Below are 17,720 nucleotides of genomic sequence, written 5' to 3'. Positions count from 1 at the left end.
ATACGCCGAAGCGGCCCCCGGAGCGGGTCCGGGGGCCGTCGGGCTGGTTGGCTTAGCGGTAGTCGGCCAGGATGCGGTCGGCCTCGGCCTGGGCCTGCTCAAGGGCGGCGGCCGGCGCCTTCTGGCCGGTGATAGCCGCTTCCAGCGCGTCGTTCAGGATCGTGGTGATGCGCTGGTTCTGGTACGTCGACAGCTCGGCAACGGCGTATTCGAGCTGATCGCGGGCCACCAGGGCCGGCGGGAAGTCGGCGACATAGGCCTTCATCGCCGGGGTCTCCCAGGCGTCGGGGCGCGGGGCGACATAGCCGGTCGCGATCGACCATTTGGCGGCCTGCTCCGGGGCGGAGATCCACTTAATGAACTCGAAGGACGCCGCCTTCTGCTCGTCGGTGGAGTCCTTGAAGATGTAGAAGTTGCCGCCGCCGGTCGGGGCACCCGGACGCTTGTTCGCCGGCAGCATGCCGACGCCGAAGTCGAACGGCGCGTTGTCGCGGACGTTGGTCAGGTTGCCGGTGGTCGTCCACATCATCGCGGTCTGGCCCTCGAAGAAGGCCTTCGGGGTGGCGCCCCACTCGATGATGCCCGGCTGCATCACGCCGTGCTTGGCCGACAGGTCGACCAGGTACTGCAGGGCTTCAACCACCTTCGGGTCGTCGAAGTTGGTCTTGTTGCCGGCGTCATTGGCCAGGATCACGTCGTTCTGGGTCGTCAGGCCCTGGAACAGCCAGTACGGGAAGCCGGAGCTCGGGATCCGCAGGCCCCACTGGGTGACGTTGCCGTTGGCGTCGCGCTTGGTCAGCTTCTTGCCGAACGCGATCTGCTCTTCCCAGGTCTTCGGCGGCGTGTTCGGGTCGAGACCGGCCTCCTTGAAAGCCTCCTTGTTCCAGTACAGCACCGGGGTGGAGCGCTGGAACGGGATGCCATAGGTCTTCCCGCCGGTCATGGAGTTGTCCATGAACGCCGGATAGAACGAGGTCAGCCAGGCTTTGTCGGCATCGGTCTTCACCAGATCGTCGAACGGGATGATCGCGTCCTCTTCGATCAGGGTGAACATGTCGACCGACAGGATCACCGAGAGCTGCGGCGGGGTGCCGCCGCGCGCGGCGGTCAGGGTCTTGGTGATGGTGTCCTGGTAGCTGCCAGCATAGACCGCCTCGATCTTCACGTCCGGATTGGCCGCGACATACTCGTCGGTCAGGGCCTGGATTGTGTCGGCCGCCTTGCCACCGACGGCCACGGGGAAGAAGAACTGCAGGTCGACCGCCAGGGCGGCGGTCGCGGTCGACGCCAGGAGTGCAGCCGCACCCAGGGTCGTCGTCATCGTCTTCATCAGGGTCATGTCTCTCTCCACTCCTAAGAAACGGGTGACTGGTCGTCTGTCGGGGCCTTGGCCGGTCCGGCGCGGCCCTCTTCGGGTCACGGACCGGCGGGCCGGGGCGTGACGGTTGGATCGGGATGGCCGGCCGCCGCCTCGACCCGCGCGCCGGTGGCGGCGTCGAACAGGTGCTGGCGCGCCGCCGGCCACACGAGGCTGACGGTCTGGCCGGCGGCGACCGGGTGATGGGTGGCGACGCGGGCGACCAGCGGCTGGCCGGCGACGCGGCAGTCGACCAGCAGGTCGGCGCCGAGATACTCGACCTGCTCGACCGTGGCGGGCACGCCGCCGGCCTCGGCCAGCGTGATATCCTCCGGCCGCACGCCGAGCTGCATCCGCTCCGGCAGGGCTGGATGAGACGGCGCGATCACCGTGCGGTCGCCGGTGATCGTCCATCCGCCCGCACCGCGGCCCAGGTCCAGGATGTTCATGGGTGGGGTGCCGATGAAGCGGGCGACGAAGGTGCTGGCCGGTCGGTCGTAGAGGGTGCGGGGGTCGGCGTTCTGCTCGATCCGGCCGCCGTTCATCACGATGATCCGGTCGGCCATCGCGATGGCCTCCACCTGGTCGTGGGTAACGTAGACCATGGTGATGCCAAGCTTGCGCTGCAGCGCCTTCAGCTCGACCCGCATCTCGTGGCGCAGCTTGGCGTCCAAGTTGGAGAGCGGCTCGTCCATCAGGCAGATCGGCTTCTCGGCGATGATCGCCCGGCCCAGCGCCACCCGCTGCTGCTGGCCGCCGGAGATCTGGCTCGGCCGCCGGTCGAGCAGGTGTTCCAGCCCGAGCAGGGCGGCGACGCGGGTCAGCCGCTCCGCCCGCTCGGCGGCCGGCACCCGGCGGACCTTCAGGCCGAACAGGATGTTCTCCGCCACGCTCAGATGCGGGAACAGGGCGTAGGACTGGAACACCATGGAGATCTGGCGGTCGTTCGGCGGCCGCCTTGTGACGTCGGCGCCGCCGATCAGCACCGCGCCGTCCGTCGCCTCCTCCAGCCCGGCGATCAGCCGCAGGGTCGTCGACTTGCCGCAGCCGGACGGGCCGAGTAGCACTGTGAACTCCCCGGCCGGGGCGGTGAAGCCGATGCCGTCGACGGCGGTGGTGTCGTCCCAGGCCTTGCGCAGGGACCGGGCTTCGATCGCGACGCTCATGCCCGGCCTCCCTCGGCGCAAAGCACGAAGTCGTGTCCGGCCCCGGCGATCAGCGCGCGGATGGCCGCCGGCGGCTCGCGGTCGCAGAACACGACATCCGCCTCGCTGATCCAGCCGCCGCGCACATGGGCAGCGCGGCCGAACTTGCTGGCATCCAGCACGAGGTAGGAGCGCCGGGCATTGCGCCGGATGGTCTCGCGGACCTGGACCTCGTGCCGGTTGAAGTCCAGGAGCTCGCCGTTGGCATCGACCCCGCCGACGCCGTAGAGACCGATATCGACCTTGAAGCGCTCGAAGAAGCTCTCGGCATCGGCGCCCAGGATGTCGCGCGAGCCGGGACGCACGGCGCCGCCCGGGACATGCACCTCAACCTCGGGCAGGGCGCAGGCGTTGACGGCGGCGACCAGATTGTTGGTGACGATGGTCAGGCCGCGGCGGCTCGCCAGATGGCGCACGGTGAGCGCGGGCGTGGTGCCGATGCTGATGGCGAGGCTGGCGCCGTCCGGGATATGGGCCTCGACCACCCGGGCGATCTGCTCCTTGGCGGCGAAGTTGAGGGTCTGGCGCTCCTCGAAGCCGATATTCTCGCTCGGCACCGGCAGTTCGACCCCGCCATGGCGGCGGCGCAGGACGCCGACATCGCTCAGCTCGTTGATGTCGCGGCGGATGGTCTGGGTGGTGACGCCGAAATGCAGGGCCAGGTCGGCGACGGACTGAAACCCGTTCTGCCGCACCAGTTCAGATATCTCGGCCTGCCGCTCCGTGGTCACGCGCGCCCCCTCCGTCGATCAGGGCCCTGACCTACCGGCGCGGTGTGACAGTCACGTCATCATTGTGTGACGCTCAAATGAACATTCATTCGAACATGGCGAAGGGTGGCCCTGCTCAGCCGTCCCGGTGGAGCCGGGACCCGGCGGCGACGACGAGGAGAGCCAGGGCGACCGGCGCGAACAGCCAGGCCTGGGCGGTGCCGAGGGTGGCCAGGGTCGCCCAGCTCGCCAGACACCACAGGGCCGGAACCACCGCCAGGGCCAGCGCCGGCCATCCGCGGCCGACGGCCGCCACCGCGCCCAGGGTGACGATGGCGGTGGGATCCGGCGTCAGCGCGAAGACCTCCACCCCGGCCAGGCCCCGCCCGGCGCTCAGGGCAGCCAGCGGCGGAGCGATCACGCCGTAGAGGCAAAGGGCTGCACCGATCCAGCGCCGCACTCCGTTGGGCCTGCCGTCCAGGCCCCGCATCGCCACCCCGAGCACCGCAAGCAGCGCAGTCTGCGCCAGGAAGGCCGGGAACAGGTCACCGGCGAGCCAGTTGATCTCGGCATAGCGCGGCAGGAAGGTCAGACCCGCCACCGCCCAGGCCAGGGCCAAGAGCGCCGCCACACCCAGCCCGGACCAGCCGCGCTGGCGGATCAGCAGAACAGGGATCGCCAGGCCGGCCAGGAGCGCCGGGATCTGCGCCGGCCAGAGCTCGCCGTTGTGCAGCTCGAACAGCCGCCAGTAGACCCGCTCCGAGAACAGCAGGAAATCCTGCGGGCTGTAGGTCAGCCAGGTTTCCATCAGATCTCTTGGATATGGCGGGCCAGTCGTTCGCGCAGCGCGTCATCCGGCAGCGGTCCGGTGGCGGCCAGCACATTCTCGCGGGCGTGCTCCGGCTTGGTGGTCGCCGGGATCGGGATGGTGGTCGCCGGATGGGACAGGATGAATTTCAGCACGAGCTGCGCCCAGGTCTGCGCCCCCAGCTCCGAGGCCCAGGCGGGCATCGGCTCCCCCTCCAGCCGCCCGGTCAGCGCGCCGCGTCGGAACGGCCGGTTGACCAGCACCGCGATTCCGCGCTCCCGGGCCAGCGGCAGCAGGCGGTCCTCCGCCTCGCGGTCGACCGGGTTGTAGGTGAGCTGCACGAAATCGAGATCGTGGGACCGCATGATGGCCTCGAAATCCCCGTGGCGCCGGCCGTGGGAGGTGGTGATGCCGACATAGCGCACCTCCCCCGCCGCCTTCATCGCCGCCAGGGTCTCCAGATGCGCCTCCCAACCCACGAGGTTGTGGACCTGGACGAGATCGAAGCGGGGCACCCGCCAGTTCTCCCGCGACGCCTCGATCTGCGCGCGGCCCTCGTCGGTGTCGCCGGTCCAGACCTTGTCGGCTGAGAACGCCTCGTCCCTGCGACCGAGCCACTCCAGCCCGGCGCCGATCACCGACTGGGACGACCCATACATGGGCGAGGAATCGATCACCGATCCGCCGGCGTCGAGGAAGGACGCCATGACCTCCGCGCAGTCGGCGCGCAGGACCGGATCGTCGCCCACGTTGAAGGTGATCCAGCTTCCCAGCCCGACGGCGGGCAGGCTCTCGCCGGTCGACTGGATCGTCCGCTGCAGGACGGGGCCAGCGCCCTGGGCGGCTGCTGGTCTTGCGCCGATCCCGAGGCCCGCGCGGGACAGGCCGGACAGGGTCAGGGCAGTCGCACCCGCGGCCAGAAACCGGCGGCGGCTTGTCGGTGTGAGGGTCCGTTTCGCATCAGTCATGCCGCATTACTTGGCCCGCGATCCCGACACGACAAGCGCCGGCCTAACCATCGGTAGAACCCCGATTGACTCCCCTGATCGGCCATAATTAATATTTTAGTGGTATAAAAATAACAAATGGCCAGCGCGCCATGTTTGGAGGAACGTCATGAGAAACGCGACAAGACGAGTGCGCCTGCTTCCCGCCGTGGGACTGTTGGCGATCGGCATGGCCCTGGGCGGGCTTCCTGCAACCGTCCAGGCCGAGACGGTGCTGCGCATCGGCACCGTGCTGGCCCCCACCGACCCGATGGGTCAGGGGCTGGAGAAGTTCAAGAAGGACGTGGAGGCCGCGACCAAGGGAGAGGTCGTCATCGACGTCTTCCACAACTCCCAGCTCGGCGACACGACCGAGATGCTGGATCAGGCCCGGGCCGGCGCCAATGTGGGCACCGTCACGGACGTGGCCCGGCTGTCGAGCTTCGTGCCGTCGCTCGCCATCATGTCCGCCCCCTTTCTGTTCGACACCTATGACCAGGCCGACAAGTTCGCCCTGTCGACCGACTATCTCGCCTGGGGCGACGAACTGGCGGAGAAGGCCGGCCTCGTGATGCTGGCCTCCAACTGGTACCAGGGCGCCCGCCATGCGCTGACCCAGGTTCCGGTCTCCGGTCCGGCCGACCTGAACGGTCTGAAGATGCGCACCATCGGCGCCCCGGTCTGGATCGAGACGATCCGGGCCATGGGGGCCGAGCCGACGCCGATGGCCTGGGGCGAGGTCTATTCCGCCCTGCAGCTCGGCACGCTGGACGCCGCCGAGGCGCAGCCAACCGCAATCTGGGGCGCCAAGCTCTACGAGGTGATCAAGCACGTCACCAAGACCGGGCACATCCAGCTCGTCACCGCGCTGGTGGTGGGCGCCGACGCCTGGAACCAGCTCTCGCCCGAGCACCAGAAGATCGTCCGCGACCTGGCGGTGGAGAACGGCCGCTACGCGTCGGGCCTGACCATCGAGCTGGGCGAAAAGGCGCTGAAGGATGTGGCCGCCGCCGGCATCACGGTGAGCGAGGTCGATCTGGCGCCGTTCAAGACGGCGGTCGAGCCGGTCTACACCATGCTCAAGCTGGAGAAGGAAAAGGCGATCGTCGACGGCATTCTCGGCCGCTGACCCGGCCCCTCACATCGGCACAGGCAGAGATCCGGGAGCGGAGAGACTTGCATGTTGCGTAACCTGGAATCCGCCTGTGCGGTGGCGCTGCTGACGGGGATCGTCGTCCTCGTCGGCGCCGCCGCCGTCGCCCGCAGCCTCGGCAGTCCGATCATCTGGTCGGTCGAGATCGCCGAGCTGCTGTTCGTCTGGCTGTGCATGCTGGCGGCCGATCTGGCCATGCAGGAGCGCCGGCATTTCGGCCTGTCGCTGCTGCCCGACAGCCTCGGCCCGCGTGGCCGGCACGTGCTGGAGGCGATCAACCTGCTGATCGTCATCGCCCTGCTGGCATTCCTCTGGGTCTATGCCTGGCGGAACATGATTCTCATGCACCCCCGCCTGATCGGCGCCATCCAGATGAACGGATCGCTGATCCACGCCTCCATGGTGGTCGGCCTGCTCCTGCTGCTGCGCACATCCGTGGCGCAGCTCGTCGATCACCTCAGAGAATCCGCACCTCACGGGAGCCCCGACTGATGCTGATGCTGGTGGCCGCTCTCTTCGCGGTGTTTCTGATCGGCGGGATCCCGGTCGCCTTCGCCCTGGCGCTCGCCTCCATCCCGGTCTTCATCCTGACCGGCACCATGCCGCCGACGGTGGCGATCCAGAAGATGGTGACGGCGACCCAGAGCTTCCCGCTGCTCGCCGTCCCGTTCTTCATCCTGGCCGGCAACCTGATGAACGCCACCGGCATCACCGACCGGCTGGTGCGGTTCTCCCGCCTGCTGACCGGATGGATGGCCGGCGGCTTGGCCCAGGTCTCCATCATGCTCAGCCTGATGATGGGCGGGGTGTCCGGCTCGGCGGTGGCGGACGCCTCCATGGAGGCCCGGCTGCTCGGACCCAGCATGATCAAACAGGGGTATTCGAAGGCCTCCACCGCCGCGATCCTGGCCTTCGGCTCGATCATCACGGCCACCATCCCGCCCAGCATCGGGCTGATCCTGTTCGGCTATATCAACGAGGTTTCCATTGGCCGGTTGTTCCTGGGTGGCGTCGTGCCCGGTGTGGTGCTGACGGCCGTGCTGATGGGCACCACCTGGCTGGTCGCCAAGCGCCGCGGCTATGTGCCGGACCTGCCCCGCATTCCCGCCGCGCGCGAGATCGGGGCGGGGTTCTTGGACAGCATCTGGGCGCTGATGTTCCCGGTGGTGCTGGTGGTCGGCTTCCGCTTCGGCATCTTCACCGCGACCGAGGCCGGCGTGTTCCTGGTGTTCTACGCCCTGATCATCGGCTTCGGGATCTACCGCGAGCTGAACCTGGCGAAGCTGCTGCAGGCCGCTCGGGAGACGGTCTCCGACCTCGGCATGATCATGCTGCTGATCATGACCGCCGCCGTGCTGGGCTATGCCATGACCATCGAGCGGGCCCCCCAGGACATCGCCACCTTCGTCACCACGCTGACCGAGGATCCGCTGCTGATCCTGCTGCTGGTCATGGCGCTGCTGGTGATCAGCGGCATGTTCCTGGAAGGGGCAGCGAACATCCTGCTGGTCACGCCGATCGTCATGCCGGTGCTGATCCAGGCCGGCTACGACCCGGTGCATATGGGCGTGCTGATCGTCTCGCTGATCAATTTCGGGGGCCTCACCCCACCGGTCGGGGTTATCATGTTCACGGTCTGCGGCATTCTCGACTGCAAGACCGGCGCGTTCACCCGGGCGGCCCTGCCCTTCTTCGCCGCGATGCTGCTGTTCTTCGCGCTGCTCGTGGCCTTCTCCGGATTGACCGTTTGGCTGCCCAATCAGCTCATGTAGAGGACGTTACCGTTTGGCATGTCGCCCAGGATCACGACGATGACGAAGAACCCCTTCTCGGTCGCCGGCAGCGTCGCGTCTGAGGACGCGATGCGCAGCGGGACCCGGCTGACGACCTCCGCGCGGGTGTATGGCGAGATGCGCGAGCGGATCATCGCCCTGGACTTGCCACCGGATTCGATCCTGGTGCGCAGCGACCTGGCCGACCGGTTCGGCGTCAGCCAGTCCCCGGTGCGCGAGGCGATCCTGCGCCTGGAGCAGGACGGGCTGGTGATCTCCTACCCGCAGTCGCGCACCCTGGTGACCCGGATCGACACGGCGCGGGTACGCGAGGAGCATTTCCTGCGCACCGCCGTCGAGTGCGAGGTGGTGCGCCGCCTCGCCGACGCCCGCGATCCCGAGCTTCTGAAGAAGGCCCGGGGATTCCTGAAGATGCAGGAAGCGCTGGTCGACGACATGGACCAGGTCGACCTGTTCAAGCAGTTGGACGATGCCTTCCACGCCGCGCTGTTCGCCAGCGTGAACCAGTCGAGCCTGCACCAGCACATCCAGGCCCGGTGCGGCCACCTGGCCCGGCTGCGGACCCTGGACCTGCCGAGCCCCGGCAAGACCGCCTCGGTGCTGGATGCCCATCGCGCCGTGGTGGACGCGATCGAGACCGGCGATGCCGACCTGTCGGTGCGCACCATGCGCGAGCACCTCTCCGGCTCCCTAAGACGGATGCCGCAGATCGTCGAGGAGAATGCCGCCCTGTTCTGCTGAGCCCGCCCTAAACGCGAACGCCGCCCCTCACCGCGATGAGGGACGGCGCGTGTCGTCGTGTGACGGCGGTCAGAAGAAGCCGAAATGGGCTTCCGTCAGCTCCGAGCTCTGGATGCCGATCAGGCGGACGTAGCCGCCGCCCAGATCGATCTCGGCATGGCCGTCCGAGTTGTCCGTTGCCCGGGCGATGACGTCGGCGGCGCTGGAGATCGACTGACCGTTCAGGTTGGCCTTGATCATCAGCTGGTCGCCCGCCGAGACATCGAAATCCGCGATCACGTCGAAGCCGTTACCGTCCTCGATATAGATCCGATCGGCTCCGTCGCCGGTATAGATCCAGTCGATCCCGGCACCGCCGTAGAAGGAGTCGTCGCCGATCCCGCCGGACATGACATCGAACGACCCGTCATCGGACCCGTCGTCGCTCGACAGACCGCCCAGCAGGACGTCGTTGCCGACCCCGCCGACCAGAGTGTCAGCCCCCGCCCCACCGTACAGGGTGTCGGCGCCGGCGCCGCCATACAGGGTATCCAGCCCCATGTTGCCGTAGAGCACGTCCGCATCGGCATTGCCGTAGAGCAGATCCTGGTGCTGGCCGCCATAGAGCGTGTCGGAATCCTGACCGCCGAACAGGGTATCGTAGCCCTGGTTGCCATAGGCCAGATCGTTGCCCTGGTTGCCGTAGAGAACATCCTCGTGGGCGCCGCCGGAGACGGTGTCCGCATCGGTCCCGCCGAACACCCGGTCGTTGCCGTTCTCGCCGACCAGGAGATCGGCGCCGTTGCCGGACCCGATCGTGTCCGCCCCGTCCCCGCCGAACAGGGTGTCGTCGCCCTCGCCGAGGGAGATGAACTGGTTGCTCTCGTCGGCGGTGACGTAGTTGTTGCCGGCGCCGCCGGTCACGGACGCCGCCCCCATCAGGGAGGTGAACTCGATGTTGTCGAGCTGCAGGGTCGTCCCCGCGGGCATGGACCGCATGTCGATGACAAAGGCCTCGGACTGAACCGATCCGCCCCCGGTGGACCCGGAGATGACCACCGGCGAACTGATCTGCTGCGTCGTCGTCGTCGGCACGATCGTGCGGACATCCAGCGTGGTCGTGGTCGACAGCTTGTTCAGGAAGGTCTGCGCTCCACTCGACAGCTGCACCCCGGAGGCGGAACCGCGGGCCTGGATCGCCGACACCAGGGTGGTGGTGGCGTCGCTGCCGCTCTGGGCGACGCTCGGCCCTTCCGAGGTCAGGGAGGTTCCGACCGGCAGGGTGGCGGTGACCACATTGCCGTTGTTGTTGGTGTTCTGCACGATCGCGGCGGTGCCGGAGGTCGAGCCGGTGTTCTGGATCACCGACTGATCCGCCTGGGAGCCGGTCGAAACGACGATGCCGCCGCCACTGCTGCTGCCGCCTGAGTCGCCGCCGGACGAGGCTGCCGTCCCCAGGGTGACCGTGCTGTCGCCGTTGCTGACCGTCACCTTCCAGACGCCGCTGGCCGAAGTGATGCCGGTCAGGGTCAGGGACTGCCCGCCGCCCAGATCCATCGTGCCCGACGCGGTCTGGCCGTTCAGGGAGGACAGGTCCGTCCCGGTGACCACGATCGAGTCGCCGGTCGCGAAGTCGGAGATCGTGTCGCCGTTGAAGTCGCCGGCCGAGCTGGAGAAGGTGTCGGCCCCGTCGCCGCCCTTCAGCACGTCGGTGCTGGCGCCGCCATCGAGGAAGTCGTTGCCGGCACCACCCGACAGAGTGTCGTCGGAGGCTCCACCGACGAGCGTGTCCGCGTCGGCACCGCCGGACAGGGTGTCGGAGCCGCCGCCGCCACTCAGCGTGTCGGCACCGGCACCACCGATCAGGATGTCGTTGTCGGTGCCGGCGCGCAGGAGGTCGGCGCCGTTGCCACCGTTGAGGGTATCGGCGCCAGCCCCGGCGCTCAGCGTATCGGCGTCATCGCCGCCGAACAGAATGTCATTGCCCGCCGCACCGAACAGCGTGTCGGCACCGGTGCCTCCCGACAGAGTGTCGTTGCCGGAACCGCCGGACAGGAGATCCGTATCGGCGCCGCCGACCAGAAGGTCCTCGTTGCTGCCGCCCTTGAGCGTGTCGGCGCCGGTGCCGCCGGACAGGGTGTCGTTGCCATTGACGCCCACGAGGCTGTCGTTGCCCGTGCCGCCGACAATGTCGTCGTCGCCGGTATAGCCGTAGAGGGTATCGTTGCCGGCACCGCCGCTCAGCGTGTCGTTGTTGGCGGTCGCGATCACCGTGTCGGTCCGTGCGCCGCCGGTGAAATTGATCGTCCCGGTCGTGGCCGACGTGTTGTCGATATAGACGTAGTCCCAGGTCGCATTCGTCGGCGTGGAGCCGCCTCCGGGTGCGCCGGTCAGGTTCGTGCCGTTGATCTGGAAGACGTTCGTGTTGATCGAGATCGTGACCGCGGTGGTGGTCCAGTCGGTCGTCGAAACCGTGGCGCCGCTGACATACAGGGACGTCAGTCCGTCGCCGATGCCGTCCTGGTTCGCATCTGGGTTATAATTCCATACGCCTGACATTCCGATTTCCTTTCGGCTTTTCGCCTGCGCTCAGCCTTCAGGCCGATATGCAATTTGAGTGAAATTTTAATTTATTGCGGTTCTCTTAGACCGCAGGCTCCGGTCACGACAAGTCGAAACCCGTGTATATCCAGAGTTGACTTACGAAAAAGTTAAGATGAAAATTAACTGTTTTTAATCTTAACGGTCATTAACCATGTATTATTTAGCCGCATGCGCGATCATCCGAGATGAAGAACAGAACCTGGTTGAGTGGATCACGCACCATCAACTTCAGGGGTTTGAGCATTTCTACCTATACGACGATCAGAGCACCAATTTTCCAAAGGAACTCTTGAAACCCTGGATTGAACGTCGGATCGTCACGCTGCGGCGGGCGCCGAGCGGCACCAAGCGGCAGCGACAGGCCTATGAGGCGTGCATCGCCAACAACCGGAGCCGCTGTCACTGGCTGGCCTTCCTGGATGTCGACGAGTTCATGTTCCTGACCGATCCGTCGGAAACGGTCGCCGAAGCTCTAACCGACTACGAACGATTTCCGGCCCTTGGCATCAACTGGGTCTGCTACGGCTCCAGCGGGTTCGAGACCCGGCCCACGCCGCTGACCACCACCAGCTACCAATTGCGGGGCGAGACGGAGTTCCGCACCTCGGAGAAGATCTTCCTGAAGGAGGGCCTGCCGCCCGGTCCGCTCCGGAACTACCTACCCTATCATTCGCATATAAAGAGCATCATTCGGACGAGCGCTGTCACCAGCATGATCTCGCCGCATAGTTTCACCTATGTGAACGATGCACCCGCCGTCAGCCCCAGCGGCACCCCGATCCCCGAGCTGCCCCTGCGGGCATTCAGCGCGCGCGTCGAGATCGACAGGTTCAGGATCAATCACTACTGGTCGCGGTCGCTGTCGGAATTCCGCCGGAAGCTGGCGCGTCCCCGCGCCGATATCGACGCGATGAACGAGCTGAAGGTCGCCCTGTTCCGCGAGGCCCTGATGAACCAGGAATACGATCCGGCGATCCTGCCCCATGCGAAAGCCGTCGCCGACCGCCTGGACCTCCCCTACGAGCCGGGTACGGAGAGCGACTGGCGTCGCCGCGAGGCGCGGTACCGCGGTCTGGATATCGGCAAGGAACTGCAGGGCTGGGTGGATGCCTGGACGACCGATGGCTGATCGCAGGACGACGCCCCGATGACCGAGGACCGGCCCTGGACCGTGGCCCAGGCCATGGAACATGCGGTCGGCCTGGTGCGGGCCGGCGACTACGCGGCGGCGATCCCGCTCCTGGAACGGATCGACCGAACGGGGCAGTCGCCCCACGCCCGGATGATCATCGATTTCGCCCGCTTCCGGCTCGCCGGACACACGGTCGCCCCGGTGGCGTGCCATGGGCACACACTGCTGTTCGAGATCGCCGGGGACAATGTCGGGCACGACATGTTCCATGTGAGCGGTCGGCTGTTCGAAGCGGCGGAGCTGGACTACTGCCGCACCAACATCCCCGTGGGAAGCCGCATCGTCGATGTCGGTGCCAATACGGGGAACCACAGCGTGTTTTTCGGCCACGTTCTGAAGCCGCCCTTCCTGCTGCCGATCGAACCCAATCCCCAGGCGGTGGCACGCCTGAAGGCCAACCTGGCGCGCAACCGCATCGACCACGACCCGCGCGGCCTTGGCATCGCGGTCGGCGCGGCGCGGGCGATGGCCGCCCTCGAGCCCGGCGCGGGAGACCTTGTGGCCGGTCGGCTCAAGCCGAACGGGTCGATCCCGGTGCTGCCGCTCGACGACCTCCTCGACGCCCCCGTCGACTTTCTCAAGATCGACGTGGAGGGCATGGAGTTCTCGGTGCTGGCGGGCGCGCAGACCCTCCTGCGGACCGGCCGCCCCCAGATGCTGATCGAGACGGCCGACAGGACCGCGGATCGGCTGAGGCAGTTCTGCCAGGACCACGGATACCGGATCGACCGCGAGTTCCCCGGCTACGGATACAAGAACTATTTCCTGAAACCGGCGTGACGCTGGCAGACCCAGACCGACGAACGGTCAGCCTCGTGCCGACGTCAGCCGTCCCGATAGGCCGGAGCCCGCCACGCGGCGTAACGCTGTCCGAGCCAGGGCGACGCCGCTCCCAGGGCCGTATTGCCCAGGGCCAAGGCGGCGAAGAGGGGACCGCCATCCGTTGCCCAGGCACACAGCCCCGTAAGGGCGAACACCAGGGACCAGAGCAGGGAGAGAACCATGTTGGTCTCGCGGAACAGCGGATGGCACCAGTGTTCCCGCGGCGCATGCCGACGGGCCACCAGGGTGGTCCAGGGTCGACCGCTCAGGACGCTGAGCAGCGAGAGACCGGCCAATGTCACGAAGACTGTGGCGGATACCGGCATGGGCCCGCGGTAACAGACCCGCGAGGCGCGTTCAACCGTCGGCGTTCAGGCGCACCGGATCTGAAACAACCGGCGCACGCGGAGTTTGCTTCGACTATCAGATATCTAAGGAAGATGGCGGAGGGAGCGGGATTCGAACCCGCGAGGGACTTTCGCCCCTACACACTTTCCAGGCGTGCGCCTTCAACCACTCGGCCACCCCTCCTGAGGAGGCGGGAACGTAATAGAGGTCGCGCCGGTTTGCAACGCCCTGATGCAGGTCTTCTTTCACCTTCTGCCATAAGGGGTTAAGATCCACACTCCCGGCGCAGGCGCGGCCCCGGACCTGCGGATGGCTATCGCGGATGGCCGCGGCACCAAGGAACAGGTGACTTCATGCGTACCCTCCTGCGCTGTCTCGGCTGGTTGTTCGCCGCCCTCGCCGCCGCCTTCCTGACCCGCGACCTCTACCAGCTCGTCGACCAGGGCATCTTCCAGCCGCTCTCCACCGGCTTCGTCTGGTTCACCCTGCACCCCACCTCGCTGCAGCTCGCCGAGGCCGGGATCTCGCGCCATGTCAGCCAGTTCCTGTGGCACCCGGTGATCTCCACGATCCTGACCTGGCCCGCCTTCGCGGTGACCGGCGGGCTCGCAATCCTGTTCTTCCTCGGCGGCCGCAAACCCGGGCGGCCGCCGAGCCGATCGCGCTCGGGGGAATATTTTAAACAAGATTAGACTTGCTTTAATAATCCGGCGGCGCGATCATTCCTGTCACGGCCCGGCCTGAAGAGGGCCGATGTGAGGAGGAGCCCGCCATGTCCGTCGCCCTTGACGATCGCCCGAGCCCATCCGAATCCGACCCGGTCTGGGTCGAGGCCCTGCCGCTCGCCGAGCTGCGGCACAAGGGACGTGCGCTGGTGAAGCGCGAGGGACGCCAGGTGGCCCTGTTCGACACCGCCGGCGGCGTGCGGGCCATCGCCAACCGCTGCCCGCACCAGGGCTATCCCCTGTCGGAAGGTACGCTGTCCGACGGCGGCGCGGACGGGACCTGCACCCTGACCTGCAACTGGCATAACTGGAAATTCGACCTGGAGACCGGAGCGGTGGTCGACGGCGGCGATGCGGTCCGCGTCTTCCCCAGCGAGATCCGCGACGGCACCGTCTGGATCGACATCGCCGACCTGCCGGCCTCCGAGCGGATCGCCAGGGCGCTGGCCGGGCTGCGCGAGGGCTTCCGCGACCCGAGCGACGACCGCATCGCCCGCGACCTAGCCCGGCTGGAGGCCGCCGGCGCCGATCCGCGCCTGGGCGTGCGGGCGGCGATCCGCTGGACCCATGACCGCTTCCGCTGGGGCATGACCCATGCCCATGCGGTGCTGGCCGACTGGCTAGCGCTGGCCGACGAGCAGGACGATCCGGTCAATCGGCTGGTCTGCGTCACCGAGGTCGTCGCCCATCTGGTGGACGACAGTCTGCGCGAAGACACCTACGCCTATCCCGAGGGCACCGAGCCCTGGGACGAGGAGGCCTTCGTCGCCGCCGTGGAGGCGGAAGACGAGGTCCGGGCGATCCGGCTGGCGCGCGGCGGTCTGGCAGAAGGCGGCTGGGCGCGGATCGACCGCGGCCTGTGCCGGGCCGCCCTGGCCCACTACCAGGATTTCGGGCACTCGGCGATCTATATGGAAAAGACCCGCGAGGCGGTGCAGCGGCTTGACGGCGCCAACGGAGGGACGGACCACCCGGCCGATGGCCCCGTGGCCGAGCCGCTCCTGCTGCTGCTGGTCCGGGCTCTGGTCAAGGCCCAGCGCGAGGACCTGATCCCCGAGTTCAAGGCCTACCGCCCGGCGCGGGACGCCTGGACCGGCCGCGGACGGACGGCGGTGAAGCCGGCCGATCTCTGCCGGGTCTCGGTGGCCAAGGCGCTGGACCGGATCTCGGCCGGCAGTGCCGATCCGCAGCGCTGCTACGATGCGCTCATGACGGCGGCGGCCTGGCAGCTTCTCCATGCCGATCCGCTCTACGCCACCCGCCACGCCCAGCCGATTAGCCAGAATGTCGGACGGCTCGACTTCAGCCATGCCATCACCTTCGCCAATGCCGGCCGGCGGATGATGGGCCGGCACCCGGAGCTGGCGCCCGACGTGCTGCTGCAGACCGCCTGCTTCCTCGGCCGCAATGCCGGGTATGTGGACCCGGCCTATCCGGCGGAACGCTGGCGGGTAGCAACGCCGGCCGCCTTCGTGGCGGGTTGTGCCGAGGGGGTGATCGACCACGGCAACCCGGAATTCATCGTCTCGGCCCATCTGGTGAAGATGACCTGTGCCGTCCGCGAGGAAATTGCCGCCACCCCGCGCGCGTCCTGGGTGCCGGACCTGGCCGCCGCCCTGAACCGGTTCCTCAACGAGCCGTTCAAGCGCAAGCTGACCCGGCGGGTCGCCTATCAGGCGCGCGAAACGGTGAAGGGCGAATAGCGGCAGATAGGGAGTGGCCGGGGGTGCTCTCCCTCGGCCATGATGCGGCCCTCATCCATACCGCCCCACCAACACCGTCGAGGCCGCATGACCGAGAAGAAGACCGTCGCCGACCTGATTGAGGACCGGTTCGGCCTGCCGACGCAGGACGGGCGCGACATGCCGGCCGAGGGCGAGATCGCCGCGATCCTCAGCCACCGCAGCCACCGGCGCTACAAGGACGAACCGGTGCCCGACGAGCTGCTGCGCATCGCGCTGGCCGGCGCCTTTTCCGCCCCGGCGAAGTCCGACCTGCAGCAATGTTCGGTCATCGTGGTCAAGGACCCGGAGATCCGAAAGGCGCTGAACGAGCAGATCAACGACCCCTGGGTCACCGCCGCGCCCTCGCTGCTGGTGTTCTGCGGCGACAACCGGCGCATCCACAAGATCGCCGAGGCCAAGGGCACGCCCTATCCGAACGACCACCTGGACGCCTTCCTGAACGCCGCCGGCGACGCCGCCATCGTCATGGCGACCTTCATCCGCGCCGCCGAGGCCCTGGGGCTGGGCTGCTGCCCGATCAGCGTGATCCGCAACAAGATCGAGGCGGCGGCCGAGGTGCTGGGCCTGCCCGATTACGTCTTCCCCTTCGTCGGCATGGGGCTGGGCTTCCCGGAGCGCGAGGGCTGGGTCAGCCTGCGCCTGCCGCAGAGCGTGACGGTGCATACCGACCGCTATGACGACAGCGACGTGCTGGAGGAGATTGCCGCCTATGACCGGCGCCGGGACGCGAAGTTCTCCACGCCGAAGGAGAAATACCGGATGGTCGAGCAGTTCGGCGCTCCGGACTTCTACGGCTGGTCCGACGACAAGGCCCGGCAATACGCCGTGCCCCAGCGCAAGAACCTGGCGGCGTTTCTCAAATCGAAGAAGTTCAAGTTGGATTGACTAGGGAGACCAAGCCTCCCTTCCCCGTCATCCCGAACTTGTTTAGGGATCCTGACTCAGCCGCCGGAAGCTTGATCCCGAAACGAGTTCGGGATGACGGGTGAGGTGGTAAGAGGGACGGTTCCCCCTCACCCCTCGTCCGACCACGGCCGCAGGAACACGTCGTCCACCGGGATCTTGTAGGCCTCGGCGAGCGCGTTGGTCTGGTTGAACATGCCGACCACGGCCAGCAGCTCGCCATACTCCGCGTCGGTCATCCCCAGCTTGCGGGCGGCGGCGGTGTGGCTGCGGGTGCAGTAGTCGCAGCCGTTGGTCACCGACACCGCGACGGCGATCATCTCCTTGAATTTCGGGTCGAGCGCGCCCGGCGCCATGACCTCCTTCAGGCCGTACCACAGCCGCTTCAGGGTCGGCGGATGGGAGGCGAAGACCTTCCAGGCATTCGGCACGAAGCCGATCCCCTTGGTCGCCATGATGTCGTCGAACACTTCGCGGACCTCGTCCGAAGCGGACTCGTACTCGACCATGACGACTGTGGCGGGCTCGGTGGACATGGGCGGTTCCTTCCGTGAGGGTGTTTTTTGCGTATCCCTTCCTGTCTTCCCGGCCATGCGCCGGGATCCAGGAAGAGGGGCTACTGGAGCTTCGGGCGATTATTCCGCAAAGC

Annotated in this window: 17 protein-coding genes and 1 tRNA gene; 9 read left to right on the top strand and 9 right to left on the bottom strand. The window is 67.3% G+C overall.

Annotated elements, in window-relative coordinates; all coding sequences use genetic code 11:
- Nucleotides 1-52 precede the first annotated feature (52 nt).
- The 5 genes from ACOQOP_RS20525 to ACOQOP_RS20505 form a co-directional block, all read right to left on the bottom strand.
- On the bottom strand, nucleotides 53-1,339 hold the full coding sequence (locus ACOQOP_RS20525) for an ABC transporter substrate-binding protein (RefSeq protein WP_420563677.1): 1,287 nt from the start codon (nucleotides 1,337-1,339) through the stop codon (nucleotides 53-55).
- A gap of 77 nt (nucleotides 1,340-1,416) precedes the next feature.
- A complete protein-coding gene (locus tag ACOQOP_RS20520; protein WP_420563676.1) occupies nucleotides 1,417-2,523 on the bottom strand; it encodes an ABC transporter ATP-binding protein in 1,107 nt (368 codons plus the stop codon).
- Nucleotides 2,520-3,293, bottom strand: coding sequence for a DeoR/GlpR family DNA-binding transcription regulator (locus ACOQOP_RS20515; RefSeq protein WP_420563675.1), 774 nt, complete (start codon nucleotides 3,291-3,293; stop codon nucleotides 2,520-2,522). The genes ACOQOP_RS20520 and ACOQOP_RS20515 overlap by 4 nt, the downstream gene beginning before the upstream one ends.
- Nucleotides 3,294-3,408: 115 nt before the next feature.
- Nucleotides 3,409-4,080 carry a DUF6064 family protein gene (locus tag ACOQOP_RS20510; protein ID WP_420563674.1) on the bottom strand — a complete coding sequence of 224 codons (672 nt, stop codon included), beginning with the start codon at nucleotides 4,078-4,080 and terminating at the stop codon, nucleotides 3,409-3,411.
- Nucleotides 4,080-5,048, bottom strand: a complete 969-nt coding sequence (locus ACOQOP_RS20505; RefSeq protein WP_420563673.1) for an aldo/keto reductase — start codon at nucleotides 5,046-5,048, stop codon at nucleotides 4,080-4,082. Before ACOQOP_RS20505 ends, ACOQOP_RS20510 begins: the two co-directional genes overlap by 1 nt.
- 148 nt (nucleotides 5,049-5,196) lie before the next feature.
- Between ACOQOP_RS20505 and ACOQOP_RS20500 the strand changes: the two genes are divergently transcribed.
- From ACOQOP_RS20500 to ACOQOP_RS20485, 4 genes are read left to right on the top strand one after another with little or no spacing between them, the layout of a single operon-like run.
- Complete coding sequence (locus ACOQOP_RS20500) at nucleotides 5,197-6,195, top strand: C4-dicarboxylate TRAP transporter substrate-binding protein (protein ID WP_420563672.1); 999 nt, start codon at nucleotides 5,197-5,199, stop codon at nucleotides 6,193-6,195.
- A 51-nt stretch (nucleotides 6,196-6,246) separates the two neighbouring features.
- Nucleotides 6,247-6,711 (top strand): TRAP transporter small permease, encoded by a 465-nt coding sequence (locus tag ACOQOP_RS20495; protein WP_420563671.1) that lies wholly within the window; start codon nucleotides 6,247-6,249, stop codon nucleotides 6,709-6,711.
- The gene (locus ACOQOP_RS20490; protein WP_420563670.1) at nucleotides 6,711-7,991 is read left to right on the top strand and encodes a TRAP transporter large permease; all 1,281 of its coding nucleotides are present in this window, start codon (nucleotides 6,711-6,713) and stop codon (nucleotides 7,989-7,991) included. The genes ACOQOP_RS20495 and ACOQOP_RS20490 overlap by 1 nt, the downstream gene beginning before the upstream one ends.
- A 39-nt stretch (nucleotides 7,992-8,030) precedes the next feature.
- Nucleotides 8,031-8,753, top strand: a complete 723-nt coding sequence (locus ACOQOP_RS20485; protein ID WP_420563669.1) for a GntR family transcriptional regulator — start codon at nucleotides 8,031-8,033, stop codon at nucleotides 8,751-8,753.
- Between the two features lie 69 nt (nucleotides 8,754-8,822).
- Here the strand turns inward: ACOQOP_RS20485 and ACOQOP_RS20480 are convergent, their stop codons facing one another.
- Nucleotides 8,823-11,291, bottom strand: a complete 2,469-nt coding sequence (locus tag ACOQOP_RS20480) for a calcium-binding protein (protein WP_420563668.1) — start codon at nucleotides 11,289-11,291, stop codon at nucleotides 8,823-8,825.
- 196 nt (nucleotides 11,292-11,487) lie between these two features.
- On the opposite strand from ACOQOP_RS20480, the gene ACOQOP_RS20475 reads away from it, so the two are divergent.
- Together ACOQOP_RS20475 and ACOQOP_RS20470 are read left to right on the top strand one after the other, a co-directional pair.
- Nucleotides 11,488-12,465 carry a glycosyltransferase family 92 protein gene (locus ACOQOP_RS20475; protein WP_420563667.1) on the top strand — a complete coding sequence of 326 codons (978 nt, stop codon included), beginning with the start codon at nucleotides 11,488-11,490 and terminating at the stop codon, nucleotides 12,463-12,465.
- An 18-nt stretch (nucleotides 12,466-12,483) separates the two neighbouring features.
- A complete protein-coding gene (locus ACOQOP_RS20470; RefSeq protein ID WP_420563666.1) occupies nucleotides 12,484-13,308 on the top strand; it encodes an FkbM family methyltransferase in 825 nt (274 codons plus the stop codon).
- 44 nt (nucleotides 13,309-13,352) lie between these two features.
- Here the strand turns inward: ACOQOP_RS20470 and ACOQOP_RS20465 are convergent, their stop codons facing one another.
- Together ACOQOP_RS20465 and ACOQOP_RS20460 are read right to left on the bottom strand one after the other, a co-directional pair.
- Nucleotides 13,353-13,676, bottom strand: a complete 324-nt coding sequence (locus tag ACOQOP_RS20465; protein WP_420563665.1) for a hypothetical protein — start codon at nucleotides 13,674-13,676, stop codon at nucleotides 13,353-13,355.
- Nucleotides 13,677-13,791: 115 nt separating this feature from the next.
- Nucleotides 13,792-13,881: transfer RNA gene (locus ACOQOP_RS20460), tRNA-Ser, on the bottom strand.
- 170 nt (nucleotides 13,882-14,051) lie between these two features.
- Between ACOQOP_RS20460 and ACOQOP_RS20455 the strand changes: the two genes are divergently transcribed.
- From ACOQOP_RS20455 to ACOQOP_RS20445, 3 genes are all read left to right on the top strand, one after another.
- Nucleotides 14,052-14,390, top strand: a complete 339-nt coding sequence (locus ACOQOP_RS20455) for a hypothetical protein (protein WP_420563664.1) — start codon at nucleotides 14,052-14,054, stop codon at nucleotides 14,388-14,390.
- 80 nt (nucleotides 14,391-14,470) lie between these two features.
- On the top strand, nucleotides 14,471-16,126 hold the full coding sequence (locus ACOQOP_RS20450) for a Rieske (2Fe-2S) protein (protein WP_420563663.1): 1,656 nt from the start codon (nucleotides 14,471-14,473) through the stop codon (nucleotides 16,124-16,126).
- Between the two features lie 87 nt (nucleotides 16,127-16,213).
- On the top strand, nucleotides 16,214-17,053 hold the full coding sequence (locus tag ACOQOP_RS20445; protein WP_420563662.1) for a nitroreductase family protein: 840 nt from the start codon (nucleotides 16,214-16,216) through the stop codon (nucleotides 17,051-17,053).
- A gap of 128 nt (nucleotides 17,054-17,181) precedes the next feature.
- On the opposite strand, the gene ACOQOP_RS20440 is transcribed toward ACOQOP_RS20445, so the two are convergent.
- Nucleotides 17,182-17,607, bottom strand: coding sequence for a carboxymuconolactone decarboxylase family protein (locus ACOQOP_RS20440; RefSeq protein WP_420563661.1), 426 nt, complete (start codon nucleotides 17,605-17,607; stop codon nucleotides 17,182-17,184).
- Between the last annotated feature and the right edge of the window lie 113 nt (nucleotides 17,608-17,720).

The sequence above is a fragment of the Thalassobaculum sp. genome (assembly GCF_965223715.1).
Taxonomy (GTDB): domain Bacteria; phylum Pseudomonadota; class Alphaproteobacteria; order Thalassobaculales; family Thalassobaculaceae; genus Thalassobaculum.
This window is presented reverse-complemented; position numbering and strand designations above follow the sequence as displayed.

Excerpts from the sequence above, each read along its gene's own strand:
- ACOQOP_RS20525 (WP_420563677.1), bottom strand. The coding sequence starts at position 1,339 with ATGACCCTGATGAAGACGATGACGACGACCCTGGGTGCGGCTGCACTC.
- ACOQOP_RS20520 (WP_420563676.1), bottom strand. The coding sequence starts at position 2,523 with ATGAGCGTCGCGATCGAAGCCCGGTCCCTGCGCAAGGCCTGGGACGAC.
- ACOQOP_RS20510 (WP_420563674.1), bottom strand. The coding sequence starts at position 4,080 with ATGGAAACCTGGCTGACCTACAGCCCGCAGGATTTCCTGCTGTTCTCG.
- ACOQOP_RS20505 (WP_420563673.1), bottom strand. The coding sequence starts at position 5,048 with ATGACTGATGCGAAACGGACCCTCACACCGACAAGCCGCCGCCGGTTT.
- ACOQOP_RS20500 (WP_420563672.1), top strand. The coding sequence starts at position 5,197 with ATGAGAAACGCGACAAGACGAGTGCGCCTGCTTCCCGCCGTGGGACTG.
- ACOQOP_RS20495 (WP_420563671.1), top strand. The coding sequence starts at position 6,247 with ATGTTGCGTAACCTGGAATCCGCCTGTGCGGTGGCGCTGCTGACGGGG.
- ACOQOP_RS20490 (WP_420563670.1), top strand. The coding sequence starts at position 6,711 with ATGCTGATGCTGGTGGCCGCTCTCTTCGCGGTGTTTCTGATCGGCGGG.
- ACOQOP_RS20485 (WP_420563669.1), top strand. The coding sequence starts at position 8,031 with ATGACGAAGAACCCCTTCTCGGTCGCCGGCAGCGTCGCGTCTGAGGAC.
- ACOQOP_RS20480 (WP_420563668.1), bottom strand. The coding sequence starts at position 11,291 with ATGTCAGGCGTATGGAATTATAACCCAGATGCGAACCAGGACGGCATC.
- ACOQOP_RS20475 (WP_420563667.1), top strand. The coding sequence starts at position 11,488 with ATGTATTATTTAGCCGCATGCGCGATCATCCGAGATGAAGAACAGAAC.
- ACOQOP_RS20470 (WP_420563666.1), top strand. The coding sequence starts at position 12,484 with ATGACCGAGGACCGGCCCTGGACCGTGGCCCAGGCCATGGAACATGCG.
- ACOQOP_RS20465 (WP_420563665.1), bottom strand. The coding sequence starts at position 13,676 with ATGCCGGTATCCGCCACAGTCTTCGTGACATTGGCCGGTCTCTCGCTG.
- ACOQOP_RS20455 (WP_420563664.1), top strand. The coding sequence starts at position 14,052 with ATGCGTACCCTCCTGCGCTGTCTCGGCTGGTTGTTCGCCGCCCTCGCC.
- ACOQOP_RS20450 (WP_420563663.1), top strand. The coding sequence starts at position 14,471 with ATGTCCGTCGCCCTTGACGATCGCCCGAGCCCATCCGAATCCGACCCG.
- ACOQOP_RS20445 (WP_420563662.1), top strand. The coding sequence starts at position 16,214 with ATGACCGAGAAGAAGACCGTCGCCGACCTGATTGAGGACCGGTTCGGC.
- ACOQOP_RS20440 (WP_420563661.1), bottom strand. The coding sequence starts at position 17,607 with ATGTCCACCGAGCCCGCCACAGTCGTCATGGTCGAGTACGAGTCCGCT.